The sequence below is a fragment of the uncultured Psychrosphaera sp. genome, from assembly GCF_947500655.1.
Lineage (GTDB): Bacteria > Pseudomonadota > Gammaproteobacteria > Enterobacterales > Alteromonadaceae > Psychrosphaera.
Genome location: NZ_CANMSK010000017.1, coordinates 1 through 18,142 on the forward strand (window position 1 = coordinate 1; position 18,142 = coordinate 18,142).

Annotated in this window: 16 protein-coding genes and 1 pseudogene; 11 read left to right on the plus strand and 6 right to left on the minus strand. The window is 36.2% G+C overall.

Features of this window, described 5'->3' with window-relative positions:
- Window positions 1-359: 359 nt before the first annotated feature.
- On the minus strand, window positions 360-647 hold the full coding sequence (locus tag Q0940_RS13380; RefSeq protein ID WP_299269352.1) for a hypothetical protein: 288 nt from the start codon (window positions 645-647) through the stop codon (window positions 360-362).
- Window positions 648-771: 124 nt separating this feature from the next.
- Complete coding sequence (locus tag Q0940_RS13385) at window positions 772-2,850, minus strand: winged helix-turn-helix domain-containing protein (protein ID WP_299269354.1); 2,079 nt, start codon at window positions 2,848-2,850, stop codon at window positions 772-774.
- A gap of 140 nt (window positions 2,851-2,990) precedes the next feature.
- On the opposite strand from Q0940_RS13385, the gene Q0940_RS13390 reads away from it, so the two are divergent.
- Entirely contained in the window at window positions 2,991-3,269 is a 279-nt protein-coding gene (locus Q0940_RS13390; RefSeq protein ID WP_299269356.1) for a peptidylprolyl isomerase, read from the plus strand.
- 147 nt (window positions 3,270-3,416) lie between these two features.
- On the opposite strand, the gene Q0940_RS13395 is transcribed toward Q0940_RS13390, so the two are convergent.
- Window positions 3,417-4,271: a hypothetical protein gene (locus tag Q0940_RS13395; protein ID WP_299269358.1), complete on the minus strand. Its 855-nt coding sequence runs from the start codon at window positions 4,269-4,271 to the stop codon at window positions 3,417-3,419.
- Window positions 4,272-4,459: 188 nt separating this feature from the next.
- A complete protein-coding gene (locus Q0940_RS13400; protein WP_299269360.1) occupies window positions 4,460-6,418 on the minus strand; it encodes a glycoside hydrolase family 3 protein in 1,959 nt (652 codons plus the stop codon).
- A gap of 236 nt (window positions 6,419-6,654) precedes the next feature.
- Here Q0940_RS13400 and Q0940_RS17105 point away from each other — a divergent pair.
- The 6 genes and pseudogenes from Q0940_RS17105 to Q0940_RS13425 form a co-directional block, all read left to right on the plus strand.
- Window positions 6,655-7,350, plus strand: a pseudogene (locus Q0940_RS17105) (BadF/BadG/BcrA/BcrD ATPase family protein); the annotation flags it as partial.
- A 306-nt stretch (window positions 7,351-7,656) separates the two neighbouring features.
- Window positions 7,657-8,565: an N-acetylmuramic acid 6-phosphate etherase gene (gene murQ / locus Q0940_RS13405; protein ID WP_299269539.1), complete on the plus strand. Its 909-nt coding sequence runs from the start codon at window positions 7,657-7,659 to the stop codon at window positions 8,563-8,565.
- 61 nt (window positions 8,566-8,626) lie between these two features.
- Window positions 8,627-9,853 (plus strand): DUF1343 domain-containing protein, encoded by a 1,227-nt coding sequence (locus Q0940_RS13410; protein WP_299269362.1) that lies wholly within the window; start codon window positions 8,627-8,629, stop codon window positions 9,851-9,853.
- A 218-nt stretch (window positions 9,854-10,071) separates the two neighbouring features.
- Window positions 10,072-10,353 carry a hypothetical protein gene (locus Q0940_RS13415; RefSeq protein WP_299269364.1) on the plus strand — a complete coding sequence of 94 codons (282 nt, stop codon included), beginning with the start codon at window positions 10,072-10,074 and terminating at the stop codon, window positions 10,351-10,353.
- A gap of 147 nt (window positions 10,354-10,500) precedes the next feature.
- Entirely contained in the window at window positions 10,501-10,704 is a 204-nt protein-coding gene (locus Q0940_RS13420; protein WP_299269366.1) for a hypothetical protein, read from the plus strand.
- A 279-nt stretch (window positions 10,705-10,983) separates the two neighbouring features.
- A complete protein-coding gene (locus Q0940_RS13425; protein WP_299269368.1) occupies window positions 10,984-11,433 on the plus strand; it encodes a GNAT family N-acetyltransferase in 450 nt (149 codons plus the stop codon).
- Window positions 11,434-11,585: 152 nt separating this feature from the next.
- Here the strand turns inward: Q0940_RS13425 and Q0940_RS13430 are convergent, their stop codons facing one another.
- Together Q0940_RS13430 and Q0940_RS13435 are read right to left on the minus strand one after the other, a co-directional pair.
- Window positions 11,586-11,846 carry a Txe/YoeB family addiction module toxin gene (locus tag Q0940_RS13430; protein WP_299269370.1) on the minus strand — a complete coding sequence of 87 codons (261 nt, stop codon included), beginning with the start codon at window positions 11,844-11,846 and terminating at the stop codon, window positions 11,586-11,588.
- Complete coding sequence (locus Q0940_RS13435) at window positions 11,843-12,094, minus strand: type II toxin-antitoxin system prevent-host-death family antitoxin (protein ID WP_299269372.1); 252 nt, start codon at window positions 12,092-12,094, stop codon at window positions 11,843-11,845. The genes Q0940_RS13430 and Q0940_RS13435 overlap by 4 nt, the downstream gene beginning before the upstream one ends.
- Before the next feature lie 580 nt (window positions 12,095-12,674).
- Here Q0940_RS13435 and Q0940_RS13440 point away from each other — a divergent pair.
- The 4 genes from Q0940_RS13440 to Q0940_RS13455 all read left to right on the plus strand — a co-directional run bounded on the left by Q0940_RS13440 (window position 12,675) and on the right by Q0940_RS13455 (window position 18,140).
- Entirely contained in the window at window positions 12,675-15,014 is a 2,340-nt protein-coding gene (locus Q0940_RS13440) for a TonB-dependent receptor (protein WP_299269374.1), read from the plus strand.
- A gap of 15 nt (window positions 15,015-15,029) precedes the next feature.
- A complete protein-coding gene (locus Q0940_RS13445; RefSeq protein ID WP_299269377.1) occupies window positions 15,030-15,713 on the plus strand; it encodes a Fe2+-dependent dioxygenase in 684 nt (227 codons plus the stop codon).
- A 310-nt stretch (window positions 15,714-16,023) separates the two neighbouring features.
- Window positions 16,024-16,668: a cupin domain-containing protein gene (locus Q0940_RS13450; RefSeq protein WP_299269380.1), complete on the plus strand. Its 645-nt coding sequence runs from the start codon at window positions 16,024-16,026 to the stop codon at window positions 16,666-16,668.
- A gap of 221 nt (window positions 16,669-16,889) precedes the next feature.
- Window positions 16,890-18,140, plus strand: coding sequence for an HlyD family efflux transporter periplasmic adaptor subunit (locus Q0940_RS13455; RefSeq protein WP_299269383.1), 1,251 nt, complete (start codon window positions 16,890-16,892; stop codon window positions 18,138-18,140).
- Window positions 18,141-18,142 lie beyond the last annotated feature (2 nt).

Here is an 18,142-nt window from a genome sequence, read left to right on the forward strand (position 1 = left end):
CTGATCACAAACAAGGCAATTAGTTCAAAAAAAATCCCCGCTAATTACTAGCAGGGATTTGTGTATAAGAGACAGCTTTATAGTGCCTTTTTTATTACAATATTCACTTGTTTATACTTTTGGTACAAAACCTTTAACTACGTGAATCTATTATATTACATATAAAATACACCATACAAAAAGATAAGGATAACAACAATTGTTGGAATATATATTAATATAGATTTAAATTTTTTGATCATTTTTGTACCTAATGAATAACTTATTATTCTAAATAACGGCTCTTGAATATTGTACCAATTGTATTCATGCAATTAATATTACAGGATATTACACCTAATATTCTTGGCTCTTGTTTGTTATAGAGGTTCAGCTATTTCTAATGCAACCACTTTCGAATAAACCGTTTTTTTGATTAATAACTCTGTATTATCAAACTTTTTTTGAACTATAGAACTCTCTGCATTTGGCATTGCATCCGCATTTGATATTTGTACTTGGGGTTTGATGATTTCTTTCAAATCTATTAGTTCACTTGGCGGGATACAAAATTGTGGAGGCGCTAAACATTGTGTACTCATAGCATAAGGTGACGAGAATAGTGTAAATAGGAATGATGCGAAGATTTTTTTTGATGATAATTTCATTGTGTTTTCCAAAAAAATGCAACATTTATTTATTCGGTATGAACAAACTTGTTGTGCAATTTATTGGATAATTATCTAAAGAATCTATTAATTAGTACTTTGAAAAAAGTGTTGTCTAGCTTTCTTATTCAACCCTTATTATTTCAGTGTTTGCCGGACGAAAGGCAACAAAGAAACACGCGTTTTCAACATTTTTGCAATGTAAATATGCAAAAGGGAATGGAAAGTCATATGTACTTTTAATCTGGCCTGTGGATATATTGAAAATATTCCAATCACCTGCAGCAGCAAAAACAATTTGGTTATTTATTATTTGCCATAAATAACCGTTTTGGAATTTTTTTGGTATGTTAAAGACGGTTAGTGCTTTTTCAGCATGGTTATCTAATCTAACAATCTTACTTTTATCAGGTGTAATGTAATAATAATTACCCTCAGCATAAAGTGATTTATAAACCTGTTTGATTTTAGTTAACTTTTTAGTCTTGATATTGAGCTTAACAAGATAAGTACCACTTAGATTATGCTGTTCGGCATAAAGTATATTATTATTTTTTTGCAAGATTAGAGATAGGTTAAATGTATTTTTAAACTGAGTCTGTTCTTGGCCTTTTAGATCAAGTAAGGTTATCGACTGGGTATTTAACACAACTAGGCTATCGTCAGTGACAATAAAGTTGTCTATTTGACGTTTGTCATTGAAGTGAGTAATTTGCTTATGTTGTTTTCTATTTTTATACCATATTTGCACACTGCCACTTTTTTTTGCAGCATAATACATCTGCTCTTTACCTACAGCTTTGGGTAAGTATTCGGAGTATGCGGAATCAATTTCTGCTGAAAATTGAAAAGTATCTATATCAAAGCGATAAATATCCCAATGGTTCCATGGCCCTTTTTTTGCGTAAATGTGTTTATTCCGTACGGTAATATTTTGTAAATTAACAATAGGTAAGGAAATTATCTGTTGTTTTTTTGTACTTATATCAAACAATATAACTTGTTCATTTTTTATAAAGAGAAGTTCTGAATCATTAAACCAAGTGATATGGAATACTGAGGCGGGTAATGTCGTCAATAGTTTAAGTTCGGTGTTGTCAATATCATATAAAAAGAGAGATTTATTGTTATTGTCTAAACTTCTGAGCAATGCAATTTTGTGTAATTTAGAATTATAATTAAATGCCACATCACCTTGAGTATTAAGCGGAGGAGAGATTAATACGTGGGATTGCTTACTTTCTAAATCTAGTAATTTGATTGTTACAGGCTTCGAGTAATCTTCATAATAGTGAAAAATAATTTGGTTATCACGAATAAATTCTAATTTAGTCCAGCCATTAAATTTACTACAAGCCGTTAATTGTTCAACTTCACCAGCTACATAATTATTCTCTTGTTTGATTAATTGCATTTGCTTTATATAGCAAATACCAGACTCAGTTGTTGCAAAAAGGATATTTGAAAAGTCAGGGGAAATTACCGGAGAGTAAATTTTACCTTGATGACTGGTATACAGCTCATTTATTTTTCCACTGATCATATCTTTAATACGGATGTTATTTGATAGGCCTTCGTGTTCATTTACGTAGACTAAGTATTGTTGATTTGAGCTAACATCAAAATCACCTTCTGATCCGTTATCATGTACCAGCACTTGTGTGCTTTTTAGTATGGGTTGTTGCTGTTTTGAGTTAAGCATTTCCATGAATAGAAATGTGAGAGCTAAGGTCACAATTAGCAATGGAATAACAATAATAGCGATGTTTTTGTATTTAGGTTGCGATGAAAACTTGTCGTAACCAACCGTTTGATAGTTCGATTCAGGCTCTGTAACTTGCCTAATGATTGTAGTGGGCTCTACGATCTCAAGCTTCTCTATTGTGAATGGGGCGACAAATTGGTATCCACCTTTAGGTATGGTTTTAATATGTGCTTCTTTATTATCAGAATGTGACGATAAAATACGCCTAAGCTTCGAAATATAGGGATTGATTGTACTATCAGATTTAGCTGGGTCATTACCATATATTTCAAAGTATAGCTTGTCGCGGGATACTGGAGTCTGACCGTGCTTCATTAAGTAGGACAGAATTTTAGCTTGTTTTGGATCTAATGTGACTTGTCGCTCACTTTGAGTGAAGTCTATTGTGAGAGTAGATAGATTGAACGTCCAATCGGCAGTCACATAAAGCGTGCTCAAGATAGATACCTTATTGGTTAAGTTTATTTTAAAGCTGTTTCCATCTAAGATAATACATCAAAAATAGAAAATAAAACGATAGTTTTAAATATTAAGGTATAATTCACAACAGATACTTATTGTAAAAAATTGAGGTTGAAATGGCACGCGCATCGGCTTATCACATTTTGGTTAAAACCAAAGATGAAGCATTACAAATTAAAAAGAAATTAGATAAAGGCGACAACTTTCAAAAGTTAGCTAAACAGCACTCTACCTGTCCTTCTAGAAGAAAAGGCGGCGACTTAGGTGAGTTTGAAAAAGGCGACATGGTTAAAGCATTTGACGATGTGGTATTCAAAAGACCAATACTTGAAGTACATGGGCCTATAAAAACACAGTTTGGTTATCACTTGATTAAAACGGTTTACAGAAGTTAATCGTTATTAATTTGCGGCAATAATTCCTGCTAAATCCAGACATAAAAAAACCTACGTATTTTGCAATAGGTAGGTTTTTTTGTTTACGCTTTACTGATAAATGCTTTCTTTGAAATTCTATAAATACTTCTTTTAAAAAGAGTTCCTTTAAAACGAAAAGTAACGACCAAATAAGAAGTTCCACTCTGCAAAGGTAAAGTCTTGCGATGCCGTGTCAGATGAAAACTGAGTTGTTCTAATATCTGGCATATTGATGTAACCTAATTTTACTTCACTACGGAAAAAGTATTTTCCATAACTTAACTCTAAACCACCTTTGATATGCGCGCCCCAACCAGCAAGGTGGAATGCGTCGTTACGTTCATTTTGTAATAACTTTGCATTTGTCTTAGGTAATAAAAAACCAACACCAACACCAATATTACGGTTGAATTTAAAGTCAGGTGTAAATGCATATATTTCATCAAAATGGCTGATTTCAATATTACCGTAATTCAAACCATCAGAATGTTCAAAAGCTAAGAAAGTAACATCACCAGCGGCATCAGTTTGACCTAAGTACACTGCTTGGTTGTCATAAATTCCATCGTGTTGACTGCCAACATTAATGTACCCATCTACTAATGCAGTTTGCTCTTGGTCCATTACGTATTTCATATGATCAACACCAAAAGAAATAGCGTAATTATCTTCAATAAAATAACCAACTTTAAAGTTAGTTTGAGGCAACGTCATATCTAGTGGGCTTAAATACGGATAAATACCAACAGTTGTGGGACGGTCAGATGCACTCATATTTTTGATTGTAAAGTCGTAATCATCACCTTCAAATCTTACATCTGAATCAGAATAGCTACCACGGTTCCAACCCCAAAAGGCGTACCATGAACCTTTTTGGTGATTTCCAATTTCTGCTTTATCCGCAACATCTTCAGCTAACGCGATAGATGGTAGGGTTAAACTTAAAGCAACAAGACTGATACTGGCAAAAGTTTTAAACACGTGACACTCCACTTTAAAAGAACTATATGATGAATGGAATAAATCCATACAAAATTAAGAGGCGAATTCTACCGTATTTTTAAAATACTGGATATAGGGTATTTACTCAAATTGATATACAAATTACATTTGTTTGATTTAAATTAATTTATTCCTATTTTCTTCACCTAAAGTGACATGATTTAGGGCTACTTATTCATATTTACCGAAACAGGTAAGCTTCCTGTTGCTGTCAATTTACCTGCTATAAGCTTTGCCAGTGAATTATAAACTGGACTGGTGAACAGGCCTGTATGGATATCTTTATATTGATTATAAGAGTAAGTGGCAATAATAGTGTCCGCATAAATATTATACTGTTCAACTTCATAAGGCATTCTTAGACTGACAAAGGTAACAGGTTTATTGATTTGTTTTGCGTATCTTAATAGACTCTTAAGTTTGCTATCCAAACGCTTTTTGTTGGAGGATAAAGAACCAAAAGCTTTTTTAAATGCCGCCATATCATCCATCCCACCCATCTCAGCCATACTTTGGTAGGGTGTAATACTGCCAGCTAATACCGCATTAGCTTGTTTTATCAGCTTCATATCAGCCGCATCATTACTGTTTAATATTGAGCTGCAAGTCAGTATTAGTTTTGGTTTTACTTTTTGAATTGCAGTAGTAAGGGCCGCGCATTTACTTTTATCTGGCATTAACAAATGCAATGACGTGAAATTGTTATCTAACTTAGGCTCACCTTTGATTAAAGTTACAGAGTTATCCGATAGTTCTTGTTCTAATTCTCTGTGCTTTTTATTAGCAAGTATTTTATTGGCTTTACTTGTTTGAGGTTGCTTTGTTAGAGAAGGAGAAATGTATTTTTCTTTAACTGCTAATATACGTTGAAATGAATTTAGCGTTTCTTTGGCATTCAGTTTTTGGCTTGTGATGGCTTGGTTTAATTTGCTTAATAGTAACTGCAATTTAGTTACATCTTGTTTAAATCTTATTTTAAAGGGCATTAATGCTATATCTGTGCCTGCATTAAAGGTTTCTATTACCGCTTCAGTTTCAGTAAAAAATTCACTTATGCCTCTCATATCTAGAGCATCAGTAATGATCAACCCTTGGTAACCCATGTCATTACGCAGTAAGTCGGTTAATATTTTTTTAGACATAGTGGCTGGTTTCATCATCACATCGCCAGATTTACTCAAAAAGGTTGAGTTGTCTAATTCTGGATATTGAATATGCGCCGTCATGATCATATCGACTTGCTTATTATCAATAGCATATTGAAAAGGGGCTAAGTCCACTTGTTTAATTTTGTATAAGCTATGATTCACCCTTGGTAAACCAGTGTGACTATCGACACTTGTATCACCATGACCTGGAAAGTGTTTTAATGTGCCTATTACATTATGTTTTTGCATCGCTTGTAGCTGTGCTAAACCTAACTTGGCAACGGTTGTTGGGGTCTCTCCAAAAGAGCGAACGTTAATAACCGGATTATTAGGATTGATGTTTACATCTACGTTTGGTCCGTGGTTAACGTTAAATCCTGTTGCTGACAACTCTTTCCCTAATACATCACCAACTATCGTTGCGTATTTGGTACCGTATTTTTTATAGGTTGCGCCTATTGCCATATTGCCACTAAAAGAAGTTGAGGTAGCTCTTGGTAATCGAGCAACTCGGCCACCTTCTTGATCTACAGATATAAATAATGGAATTTGTGAACTTGAACGACCTGCCGCTTGTTGTAAGTTTTGAGTTAATTGCACTATTTGTGCTGTATTTTGTAAATTATCGCCAAATAGAATGATACCGCCCAAATTACTATTGGTGATCATATTCGCGAGTTCTGGCGGTAATTTAGTCATGGGTGTTTTGCATGGATTGATGTTTGGATTTGTTTCTTCAACTCTATCTGGACAATAATAACGTAAATCCAGCATGATCTTTTGAGCCAGTGCGAGCTTTATAGCATTGCTATTATGAGTACTATCTTGAGTGGGACTGGTGTTTTTAGAAAATGGTGGAATATTCCAATTATTCGTAGAGGAATAAACATTAAAGGCTATGAGAAAGTTGGCTGTTATAAAGGAGATTGATATTAAGGTGATAAATAATATCTTTTTCTGTGAGTGTAATGATTTCATATTTTCCTTTAAATTGTCCAATGTTGGAATAAATTATTTTGCATTTCTTGTTATCTTATAATATAAATTGCATTAATTAAATTAAGTTTACATGGTTCCACTAATAAATCGTCAGAATCTACTAACGTGTCATTATTTTTTCTATGTCTTTCATCACTATTTTAATTCAGTATAATAGCCCGCTTACTTTATCTGTAATAGCTATAAGCAATCATTAACAATCGAGGCTCAATATAATGTCTGTTCAATTTATCATAGGAATTGATGGTGGCGGCACTAAAACAGAAGGTCGTATTAAGGAAATTAGTACAGGGTCTTTTTTTGAAGTGAAAGGTGGAGCTTCTTCACTTAGCAATGATTTTGCATTAGCAACTAAAAATATTACTAACTTATTAAACCAATTAATGAGTAAGTTTGTAGATCATGCTAACTGTAAGCCAGAAAATGTGTCCGTGGTTATTGGTGTTGCTGGTGGTGGTGTGGTATCTCAAGCAGATAGATTGCAGTCAGAATTACCATTTTCATTTGCAAATTTACAAATCTGTAACGATGCAAAAACGTCATTGTTTGGTGCTAATAATGGTGAGCCTGTAACGGTTGTCGCTTTAGGCACTGGTTCTGTTGGTGCTCGTTTAGATGCGGCTGCTTCAAGTAATAACGACAGCAATGATGAAAGCCGCGAACATTATTATGGTGGATGGGGCTTTCCTGTTGGTGATGATGGTGGTGGTGCTAAATTAGGCTTAAGTGCGGTGCAAAGCTTATTACATGAACTTGATAGCCATGATGCTAAAAAAGATTTGAATACAACTACTCTTCCAGAGTCTAGTCCAGCATTACTTGTACAATTATTAGAAATGATTGGCCCTAAGCCAAGTGACTTACCTGATTGGTTACAAAGTGCAACACCTTCTATGTATGCTGCAATTTGCCCACTTATATTTTCTTTAGAGCCTAAATGTAAACTGGCCAAAAAACTCATTAAGCAACATGTACATCACTGTGAACAGCTCATTTTAACTAGCCGTAAAAACTCTAAAACGCCCGTTGTATTACTCGGCGGTTTGTCAGGTGTAACCTTCCCATTTTTAAGTGAAGACGTCACGGAATATTGCCAGTTGGCGTTAGGTACTTCGCTTGATGGTGCGTGTTTATTAGCTGAAAAAAATATAAATAATGTTGTAAGTGAACCTCGTAAAGCGGCAGTTCAAACCGATGAATTAGTTAGCGATCCTGTTTTGCTACAACAGTTAAATAATATGGTGTCAGAAGAGCGTAATCCAAATTCCAAGCAAATAGATTTAATGGATAGCCAAGGCATTTTACGTCTTATTAATAACGAAGATAAAAAAGTCCCTTTAGCTGTTGAACATTGCATTAAACCTATGAGTGAAGCGGTCGACATGATAGTTGATGCGTTTAACAAAGGTGGACGACTTATCTATATGGGCGCTGGCACAAGTGGTCGTTTAGGTGTGTTAGATGCAGTTGAATGCCCACCTACTTTTAGCATATCACCAGAACAGGTTATTGGTATTATAGCCGGTGGCGAAAAAGCCATATATAAGGCAGTAGAAGGTGCTGAAGATAGTTTAGTATTAGGGCAAAAAGATTTAGAAGCTATTGAATTTAATGACAATGATATTTTAGTTGGAATTGCAGCAAGTGGCCGAACTCCTTATGTTATTGGTGCGTTGGATTATGCCAATAAAATTGGCGCTAAAACCGTATGTGTAGTTTGCAATGAAGACTCTGAAATGACAAAGCACGCAAATATTGTTATTTGTCCAATTGTTGGCCCTGAGGTATTAACTGGCTCAACTCGTTTAAAATCTGGTACCGCACAAAAGCTGGTGTTAAACATGTTAAGCACGGCAAGCATGATCAGAACTGGGAAAAGTTACGAAAACCTAATGGTTGATGTAAACGCCAGTAACAAAAAGCTATATATGCGAGCCATTCGTATTGTGATGCAAGCAACCGAATGTGATGCCGACACAGCCGAACAGGCACTGAAAAAGACAAGCTTCAAAGTGAAGTTGGCTATTTTACATATTTTAACTGGCGTAGAGCCAAAGCAAGGTGAATTGACCTTATTGCAAAATAAAGGCTTTTTACGTAGTTCTGTGGAAGCTCTTAATTCATAAATAGCGTTTAATTTATAGCACTTTTTATCAATGTCACTCTTAACCGATAATGTGGAAGCTAATGTTTAATAAAGAAAATCTAATCAATAAGTTACTTTCTTCTACATGGTCATTTTTATTGTTGTTAGTGGCGATTTTGATATTAAGCGGCTGTGCGTCAAATCCAAAAGCAATCAATCCTAGCCAAGTTGGAGCGGAACAAACCGCAGAATACTTTCCCCTGCTAAAAGACAAACGTATTGGTGTGGTGGTTAACCAGACCTCTCGTGTTCAAAATATGCATTTGGTAGACTTATTAACTAAACACGGCTTTGATGTGCAAACCATATTTGCGCCAGAACACGGCTTTAGGGGCGACCATAGCGCGGGTGAAAAAGTTAAATCCAGCATCGATGCCGCAACGGGCATTAACATTGAGTCTATATACGGTAAATACAAAAAGCCTAGCAAAGCATTAATGTCACAGTTAGATATCATTATTTTTGATATTCAAGATGTTGGTGTGCGCTTTTACACTTATATCAGCTCCATGCATTACATGATGCAAGCCGCGGCAGAAAACAATGTTGAGTTTTTAGTACTAGACCGACCAAACCCAAATATTCAATATATTGATGGCCCTATTTTAGAAGATAAGTTTCGCTCATTTGTTGGTATGCATCCAATTCCATTAAGCCACGGTATGACTGTTGGTGAAATAGCTAAAATGATTGTTGGCCAAGGTTGGCTGTCTATCGAGTCCAAAAAAGTGGGTTTTGACTACAAGTTGAAATTAACCGTTATCCCCGTTAAAGACTACCAACGCCAAGACAGTTACGTTTTACCTGTTGCGCCAAGTCCCAATTTACCTAACCAGCAAGCAATAAACTTATATCCATCATTATGTTTATTTGAAGCCACGCCTGTCAGCGTTGGCCGTGGAACCGACTTTCCATTTCAAGTTCTTGGTCATAACAACACTTTTGTAGGCGATTTTTCGTTTACGCCAAAACCAATAAAAGGCGTGAGCAAAAATCCTAAATTAAACGGCGTGTTATTAACAGGCCAAAACCTGACTCAGACAGATATAAAAGGATTTGACTTGTCACTGTTTTTTAACTGGTTCCAAGTCTTTGAACAAAACAAAGTTGAGTTCTTCCAACGCCCTGACTTTATGGATAAATTAGCCGGCACCGACAAACTAAGAAAATCCATGTTAGCAGGCCAGAATTTGGCAACCATAAAACAAAGCTGGCAAGCGGATTTAACGGAATTTAAACAACAACGTAAGCCGTATTTACTTTATTAAAATAAGGTAAGTTATAGTTTGTCCTATAGTTAAGAAAACGACCTAAAGGTCGTTTTTGTCTTGTATGAAATTTGTTCTTAATTTATAAAGTCTATAGATAGTAATAGCTTAAATTATGTGCTAAAAATAATGACAGAATAGAAACAACCCAATCGTCGGCAGAAATACGACCCATTGGGTCGATATTAAATTGTTATATGCACAAGGAGTATCAAACATTGTTAAATAAATTAATTCCAATTTCGCTGATCGTTTTGTTATCAGCTTGTAGTGCAACCCAAGCACCAGCCTATCAAAAAGATAGAATGCCAGAAGATAGAGATCAATATAATGGTGTAGAGGGTTTAGCTCAGCAACAAAAAGATCAAGTCTACCTTATGGGTAAGGAGCTATCTGACAAGTGTAGAAAGGCTAAAATAGATTTGGCTATTGCTGAAGCAGATAAAAAAGCTAGTGAAATTAATAAACAAAAATCAATAATTAGCAGTGCGTGCATATAACAAGACCATAAAGCGCTATTATAGCCAGCCATTTTTAGCCGCTTAGCATTTGTTACAGTTGCTAGATTTTTCATCAATTTGGGTTGTTGGAGTAATTCTACAGCCTCGTTATGAGCTTTGAGAAAATATTCACATAAGGAAATAAATATGAAAATTGAAAACAAATCATTCACTGCTGCGTGGGTTAGTCTGCTTCTATTACTTGCGGTAGTCGTTCCTTTACTGGCAAATATGGAACCTCAGATGATTTTTGGCCTAAGTAATTCCTTTTGGTCAGGCTTTGTCATCGGCTCTTCAATTCTCGGCATGATAATTTTAATAGCTTGGAAATCAAAAAATGTAAATTCTTAATAAAATAACCGAGCTGAAATAATGTAGAGTGTAATTACGCGCATAACAACCCAATAAACTCACTATCTTAGTTCGCTGGGACGCATAGACGCGGGGCTGTTTCGCCATTATGCCCCATATGCTTGCGCCCGTTATAGGAAAGTTATATGCCTAGGAGAAATTGGGGTTGAAATTGATTCCTGAATTAGAAACTGAAAACTTAATTATTTCAGTTTTAAATTCCGACGATTTTGAGTTTCTCATCAAATATGAAAATGATAATCGTAGCCATTTATCTCCGTGGGAGCCAACAAGAGTCAAAGAATACTTTGGTTTGAAGAAACTAAAAAACGTGTAGAGTTAAACTTTGAAAATTTTCATTTAGGCTCTTCAATTTCTCTTGTTGTCTTTGATAAAAGTCAATCTGAAATTATTTGTTCATGTACATTTTCAAATATAGTTCATGGTGCGTTTCAAGCTTGTAATCTTGGCTATTCAATCTCTGAGAAAAAGCAAGGGGCAGGTTTAATGTTTGAAATGCTCCAAGCATCAATACAGTACGTATTTACTGAATATAATTTACATAGAGTAATGGCTAATTATATTCCATCAAATATTCGTTCTGGCAAGTTATTAGATAAACTTGGATTTCAAAAAGAAGGGTTGGCAAAGTCTTATTTAAAAATAGCTGGTTTTTGGCAAGATCATGTTTTAACATCAAAAATAAATCAGAGTCAAATCGGCATATAAGAAGTCACTCAAAAGGACAAAAAAACAGTTGGCTTAATGTTGTGGTAAAGCTAACAAGAGAATAAACAGTGATTCACTTTGGTTTGTCATTTTTAGTTACAAACGATGCAACAAGCTAGTCCAACAAATTGTTTAGTTTAATTAGTTAGCCGTTATGTGCCGTAATGGTATCGGAGCTGAGCAATCAGAATGGTGTCATCTTGATGTTTATAAACAATCCTATGTTCATCGTTTATACGGCGTGACCAATACCCCGATAATCCATGTTTTAATGCTTCAGGTTTACCAATACCTTCTTGAGGTGTTCTTTGAATATCTTTAATAAGTAAATTAATACGTTTAAGTATTTTTTTGTCGGTGGTTTGCCAGTAAAGATATTGTTCCCAAGCGTTTGTTGAAAATGTTAATTTCATTCAATAAGTTCTCTTTCAGTGCCATTGCCAGCTTCAAGCTCGGCAATAGACTCTAAAAGGTCTCTAGCATTTGCAGGGGATCTTAATAAATATGTAGTTTCCACCATGGCGTTATAATCTTCTAGCGACATCATAACAACAGGATCTTCACTTTTACGTGTAATTATTATAGGTGCGTGATCATTGCAGACGTCCGCCATTGTATTTGCTAAATTTGCTCTTGCGGCTGTGTAACTTATAGCATCCATGTGAATCTCCAAAGTGTTCATGTACGTTAAATGGTACATTGTAACGTATGGTCACTTAACAAGCAATAAAGCTACCTTCACTCCAGATAATTTAAATCAAGCTCAGTTACTCATTTTCCACTTGTAGGGTAAAGCGAAGTTTCTGCTTATTTTTCATTGCATTGATAACTGAATTTAACCTCTAAACTTCAAATAACAAATATCACTAAACCCAAACCCACTTGGTGAAAAAGTACTTACCCTATTAGGCGCAAGCTTAATGGTGTTAGCTCACGGGATGAATTTTAAGTTATGCAGAAAACATCAAGAATGTCCTTGTCCTGATGAAAATGCATAACAAATATGTAAAAAGCGGTGTCCCTGTACCTACTTTTACGGGGAACATCCGTTCCAGAGCCATCCTGTCAGCACACCCCTGATCTATCTTCTCAAATATCTAGTTATTACTGCGGTTGAAATTTAACCATATAAACGTTAATGATAACGATTCTTATTTACAATGTAGTTGTTATTCTTTATCCTATGCGAAAATTTACACAACAATTTAATTCAAGCTTTCAAATTAACAAGGGATTTAATAATGGATAAAAATAATACAAACCATAAACGTGCACTTGGTGCTCAAGCAGTAGCTGCTGCTTTAGCGTTTTCTGCCCCGTTTGTGTATGCAGACCAAGCTAACAATAGCGAAGTTGAAAAAGCATGTGCAGACAGTAAAGATGTTAAATGTGAAATTAAGCAAACCGATGAAACAATGGAAAAAATCCGTGTTCACGGTGTAAGAAGTTCAGTTTATTTGAATAAAGATTCTGGTGATGTTCGTCGTATTGCCGCACTTGTTGATACGCCGCAAGTTATTACTGTACTTACTCAAGACCAAATTTTAGAAGCCGGTAAAACCGACCTTAAAGATATTTTATCAGCGCAAGCCGGTGTTACTTTAGGTACTGGCGAAAACGGTAACGCATTTGGTGACCGTTATATTATCCGTGGTCATGAAGCACGCAGTGACGTGTTTGTTGATGGTTTACGTGATCCAGGTATGAGCACGCGCGAAAGTTTTGCTACTGAGCGTGTTGAAATTACAAAAGGCCCAAGTTCAACGTTTGCTGGTCGTGGTTCATCTGGTGGCGCAGTAAACAGCGTTACTAAAAAAGCATCTGTTGCTTACAACCTTGGCCGTGTTGAAGCCGGTTTAGGAACAGATGAATATTCACGTGTTACGTTAGATTATAACTTACCGCTGTCTGACATCTCTGCTATTCGTGTTAATGCATTATTATCTGACAAAGATAAGCCTGGCCGTGAAGATATTTCAAGCGAAAGAACGGGTCTACAAGTATCGGGTGTTTATTTACCAACTGACAAATTGTCGTTTACCGCTGACGGTTATTATTTAGATGCAAAAGACGTATCAGATTTAGGCAGCTACTTTGATACGGAAACTCGCGAACCTTTTGCTGATATTCCGGTTTACGCACAAGACTCAGATTTTTTAGACTCTGAAGTAAAAACGTTTACTTTACGCACCGAATACGAATTAAACGATAACGTAACGCTTTACAATGCAACACGTATTGGTGAAACACAAAATGGTTATATAACTACAGGCGCAAGTGGCACAGTTAGAGCCGATAGCGATACCATTGCCCCAGGTGCTGCAACTATTAGTTTAAGTACACACCAAGGTAATCAAGACGTTGAGTATGTTAGTTCACAATTTAACTTGTTCTGGAATACCGATGTTTTAGGTTTTGAGAATAACTTTGTTTTTGGTCTTGAATTTACTGATGAAAGCGTTAGCAACGGTGTTTATAACATTGAATATGCTAATCCTACTAATTGTGTAACAAGTGGTAGACGAGGCGATGCTGGTGCATATTGTATTTTAGATGGCGAAGGCAATGAAGTGAGTAACATCAGTCAATTGATGGGCAGAACTTATAGCGATGATTATGATGATGCCGTTATGAACATTGAAACTGTATCACTTTACATGATGGACACGTTTAAGATTAATGAACAACTTGATCTTTATTATGGCGCTAGGTTAGATAGTTTTGATTACAGTAATGATACTTTAAGACAAGATGTAGAAACCGCTTATGAATATTCAGACACTATGTACAATGGTAACATTGGCTTAATTTATGACCTTTCAGAAGACGTTAATGTTTATGCTAATTACAGCACAGCAACCAATATTAATGGTGGCGAGTCTGACTTAGGCGCAAGTTGTGGTTATGGTGGTGTTTGTGGTTCAGTGGACCAAGTTCCTGATTCAGATCCTGAGCGTGTAGAAAATATTGAAATCGGCACTAAGTTTATGGCGCTAGATGACAAATTTATGTTCACAGCCTCTTTATTCCAAATCACTAAACGTGATGTAATGGAAAGTGTTGGTGATGATGACTACGCGGCATTAGGCACGCTGAATACGGGCGAAAATAAAGTAAAAGGTATCGAGATTGGTTTTGTTGGTGATATTACAGAGCAGTTAAGTGTTCAGTTCTCAGCAACATCAATGGACGCAGAAGTAATAGACTCTATTACCGAAAGTAATATTGGTTTAACATTAAGTAACTTTGCTGAAAACAGTGCATATTTACAAGTAAGATATGAAATTAACGACCAGTTTGTCATTGGTGGTGATTATGCGTATCAAAGCGAAATGTATGCAGGACAACCTGATACGGCCGCTGGTTATGATGCTGAAAATAACCGATACAGCATTGTTGTACCTGACTACCAAGTGGTTAACTTATTTGCTAACTATTACGCAACAGATGCGTTAACATTTAGATTAAATATTGGTAATGCGTTTGACGAAACATATTATACTGCCGCATATCGCAGTGGTGCATTTATGTATTTAGGTAATGCAGCTAGTACTAAACTAACCGCAACTTACGAGTTTTAACTTTAGAGAAACAGCATGATTGTTATTGAACCTTTGATATCAGCCCAAGACGTTAGTTACTTTCGTCAAACGTTATCTGACTTGCCTTGGCAAGACGGCACTAACACCGCAATGGGAATGGCATCATCGGTAAAAAATAACAATCAAGCTGATAGTTCAGACGCCAACGTTCGCCAACTCTCAAATGAGTTGTTGGCGAAGATTGGTCAACATCCAACATTAATATCTGCAGCTTTACCGCATAAAATATTTCCACCAGTATTTAACTTATACAGTGAAACTCAAGAGTATGGTTATCACGTAGACGCCGCTATTATGCGTATTCTAGGTACTCAGGAAGTATTACGTAGTGACGTGTCCATGACTGTATTTTTAAATGATCCAAGTGATTATGAAGGTGGCGAATTAGTTATTGCTACAGAATTTGGTGAGCAACAAGTTAAACTACCAGCAGGGCATGCCGTTGTTTATCCTTCTAGCAGCTTACACAAAGTTAATGCAGTTACCTCAGGTCAACGTGTGGCAGCCATTACATGGATGCAAAGCATGATAGCGGACACGAGCTTAAGACAAACCTTGTTCCAGCTAGATCGCACCATTCAAAACCTAATAGCAGACGATAAAACCAGTCGCGAAGAATTAGACCGTTTACATAATGTTTACCACAACTTAATTCGCCAATTTTCACAACTCGGTTAAATCTTTAATCAAAAGCTCAGTAAACTAACACGGTTCTTTCTCAATAGAGCTAAAGCCCAACAGTTATAAAACTACAGTCCACAGTTAATAAAGCCCACGTGGACCAGCTCATAGTGCGTCAATAGCTTGTAGCCTACACAACTGCACAATAATAAAATCTCTCGTTTTTATAGATATGACTTTAGCCTTTTAGCTATGGAGCGTAATATTGGCATATACTTTAAATGGCTTGTTTACTATCTGATGAACTATTTCGTCACTAGTAACGTGTTACTGGCACGCTAAAAATACGCAAAGAGACGCAAACATTATGCTAAATATGAACTTTGAACAACAGGTTGTTATAGACACCACTCAACAACCATGGCAACCAAGCCCAGCGCAAGGTGTGTGGCGTAAGCCATTAGCCAGAGCAGAACAAGAACGTGGACATGCGACTAGCGTGGTTAAGTATGAAGCTGGCTCTCAATTCTCAGAACACCCACACCCAAAAGGTGAAGAGATATTTGTGTTAGACGGGATATTCTCTGATGAAACTGGCGATTACCCAGCAGGCACTTACATAAGAAACCCAGAAGGTTTTAGCCACAGTCCGTTTAGCAAAGACGGCTGCACACTGTTTGTAAAGTTATATCAATTTCAAGCCAATGACTCCGAGCAGGTCAGAATAGATACGCAACAAACCCAGTGGTTACAGGGACAAGGTAACTTACAGGTAATGCCGTTACATAGCTTTGGTACAGAATCCACTGCATTAGTTTTTTGGCCAGCCGGAGAAAAATTTGTACCGCATACCCATATGGGAGGCGAAGAGATTTTTGTTTTACAAGGCGAGTTCATTGACGAACATGGCCGATACCCAGCAGGAACCTGGATACGCTCTCCGCATTTAAGCCGCCATCATCCATACGTAGAACAAGATACAATTATTCTAGTAAAAGTTGGGCATATTTAATTCAAGTTTAGGGAGTATTTTCTTTATTAATCAGGCAAATAGTTCGAGTTATAAGTTTCTTGATTATTGTTCACCTGTTCGGAATCGAACAAATGTGTTCGGTTCCGAACTTAAACGTCCCCTTATATTTCTGTAAATTAGTAACGTGTTGAATTTAAAGTAGAAAAATATTGGCATTAAACTTTCAATGTTAGGTTATTACTAAAACCTAAATGAAAATAATGCAAATAAATTTAACCGCAACGAAACGTTCTCAAACGACAAAGTTTTTGTTTCTTACTTTGGCTTTAACAGCCTCTGTTGCTTCATTGTACTTAACGCTTAACCCTGGAACTCCGACTCTAGATAAGTCAGAGCTAAATACTGTGGTGGTCGAGCAAGGGGACATTGATGTCTATCTTCCTGTGTTTGGTTCATATGCTTCTGAATATCAACGGTTAATTACCGCACCTAGCCAAGGGCAAGTTGTTGAAGTGTTTATACGTCCAGGAGCGGATGTAAGCAAAGATACCGTCATTGCTACAATGGCAAATCCAGATTTAATGCAAGATCATTATGAAGCTGAACTAAAGCTAGAAAGAATGAAATCTGAGTTTTTATCTTTCAAATTTTTAAAACAAAATGAGCAATTAGCTTTTCAAAGTGACTTGGCAGATATGGATAGCCAAATTCAAACAACTAAATTGGATGTTGATGTTAATACTCGATTAGTTGAGCAAGGTATAACGGGAGCTATTGAATTAGAGCGTTCGTCATTGGCTTATGCGCAAATAAAAAAGCGCACAGAGTTTGCTCAGTATCGTTATACAAAGTTATTAGAAATGCATAAGTTGCAGTTAGAACAACAACAAATACTCATCACGCAACAGCAACAATATGTTAAACGCTTAAGTACCAAAATAAATGATCTTAATATCACCGCAGGCATCGATGGCACTTTACAATCGTTAGACATAGAAGTTGGGCAACGATTAACCACAGGCTCTCAAATCGGTAAAGTTGGCTCTAAAAACAAACTGATTGCGCAAATAAATATCCCTCAACGTTTTGCTCAGCTTGTGGCTCATGGCTCGCCAATAATTATTACCAATAAAAGCCAACACCTTAAAGGCCATATTACGCAAATGGGATCTGTGATTGAGAACGGTTTTGTGGTAGCAGAAGCAGCAATAACCAGCGAACTACCTAAAACCATTAAACCTTCACAGCCTTTAAATGCAGAACTATTTATTACTCATAAAAAACAAGCACTGTTTGTAGAGCAAAAGCCTGGGTTAATCCCGCTTTCTCAAATGTCTATTTTTACGCAAACCAATAACAATCCCACGTTAGAAAAAACCACCATTAACTTTGGTGAATTATCAAATCATCAATTACTGATCTCATCTGGTGCTAAAAAAGGTGATGTATTAGTAGTTAATGACATGAAGCGGTGGGACACATACAATCAACTGGCTTTAGAAGCCCCATAAAT

What these genes read in the sequence shown, in the direction of transcription:
- Q0940_RS13380 (WP_299269352.1), bottom strand. Translation starts at nt 647, where the DNA reads ATGAAATTATCATCAAAAAAAATCTTCGCATCATTCCTATTTACACTA.
- Q0940_RS13390 (WP_299269356.1), top strand. Translation starts at nt 2,991, where the DNA reads ATGGCACGCGCATCGGCTTATCACATTTTGGTTAAAACCAAAGATGAA.
- Q0940_RS13400 (WP_299269360.1), bottom strand. Translation starts at nt 6,418, where the DNA reads ATGAAATCATTACACTCACAGAAAAAGATATTATTTATCACCTTAATA.
- Q0940_RS13410 (WP_299269362.1), top strand. Translation starts at nt 8,627, where the DNA reads ATGTTTAATAAAGAAAATCTAATCAATAAGTTACTTTCTTCTACATGG.
- Q0940_RS13420 (WP_299269366.1), top strand. Translation starts at nt 10,501, where the DNA reads ATGAAAATTGAAAACAAATCATTCACTGCTGCGTGGGTTAGTCTGCTT.
- Q0940_RS13430 (WP_299269370.1), bottom strand. Translation starts at nt 11,846, where the DNA reads ATGAAATTAACATTTTCAACAAACGCTTGGGAACAATATCTTTACTGG.
- Q0940_RS13435 (WP_299269372.1), bottom strand. Translation starts at nt 12,094, where the DNA reads ATGGATGCTATAAGTTACACAGCCGCAAGAGCAAATTTAGCAAATACA.
- Q0940_RS13440 (WP_299269374.1), top strand. Translation starts at nt 12,675, where the DNA reads ATGGATAAAAATAATACAAACCATAAACGTGCACTTGGTGCTCAAGCA.
- Q0940_RS13445 (WP_299269377.1), top strand. Translation starts at nt 15,030, where the DNA reads ATGATTGTTATTGAACCTTTGATATCAGCCCAAGACGTTAGTTACTTT.
- Q0940_RS13450 (WP_299269380.1), top strand. Translation starts at nt 16,024, where the DNA reads ATGCTAAATATGAACTTTGAACAACAGGTTGTTATAGACACCACTCAA.
- Q0940_RS13455 (WP_299269383.1), top strand. Translation starts at nt 16,890, where the DNA reads ATGCAAATAAATTTAACCGCAACGAAACGTTCTCAAACGACAAAGTTT.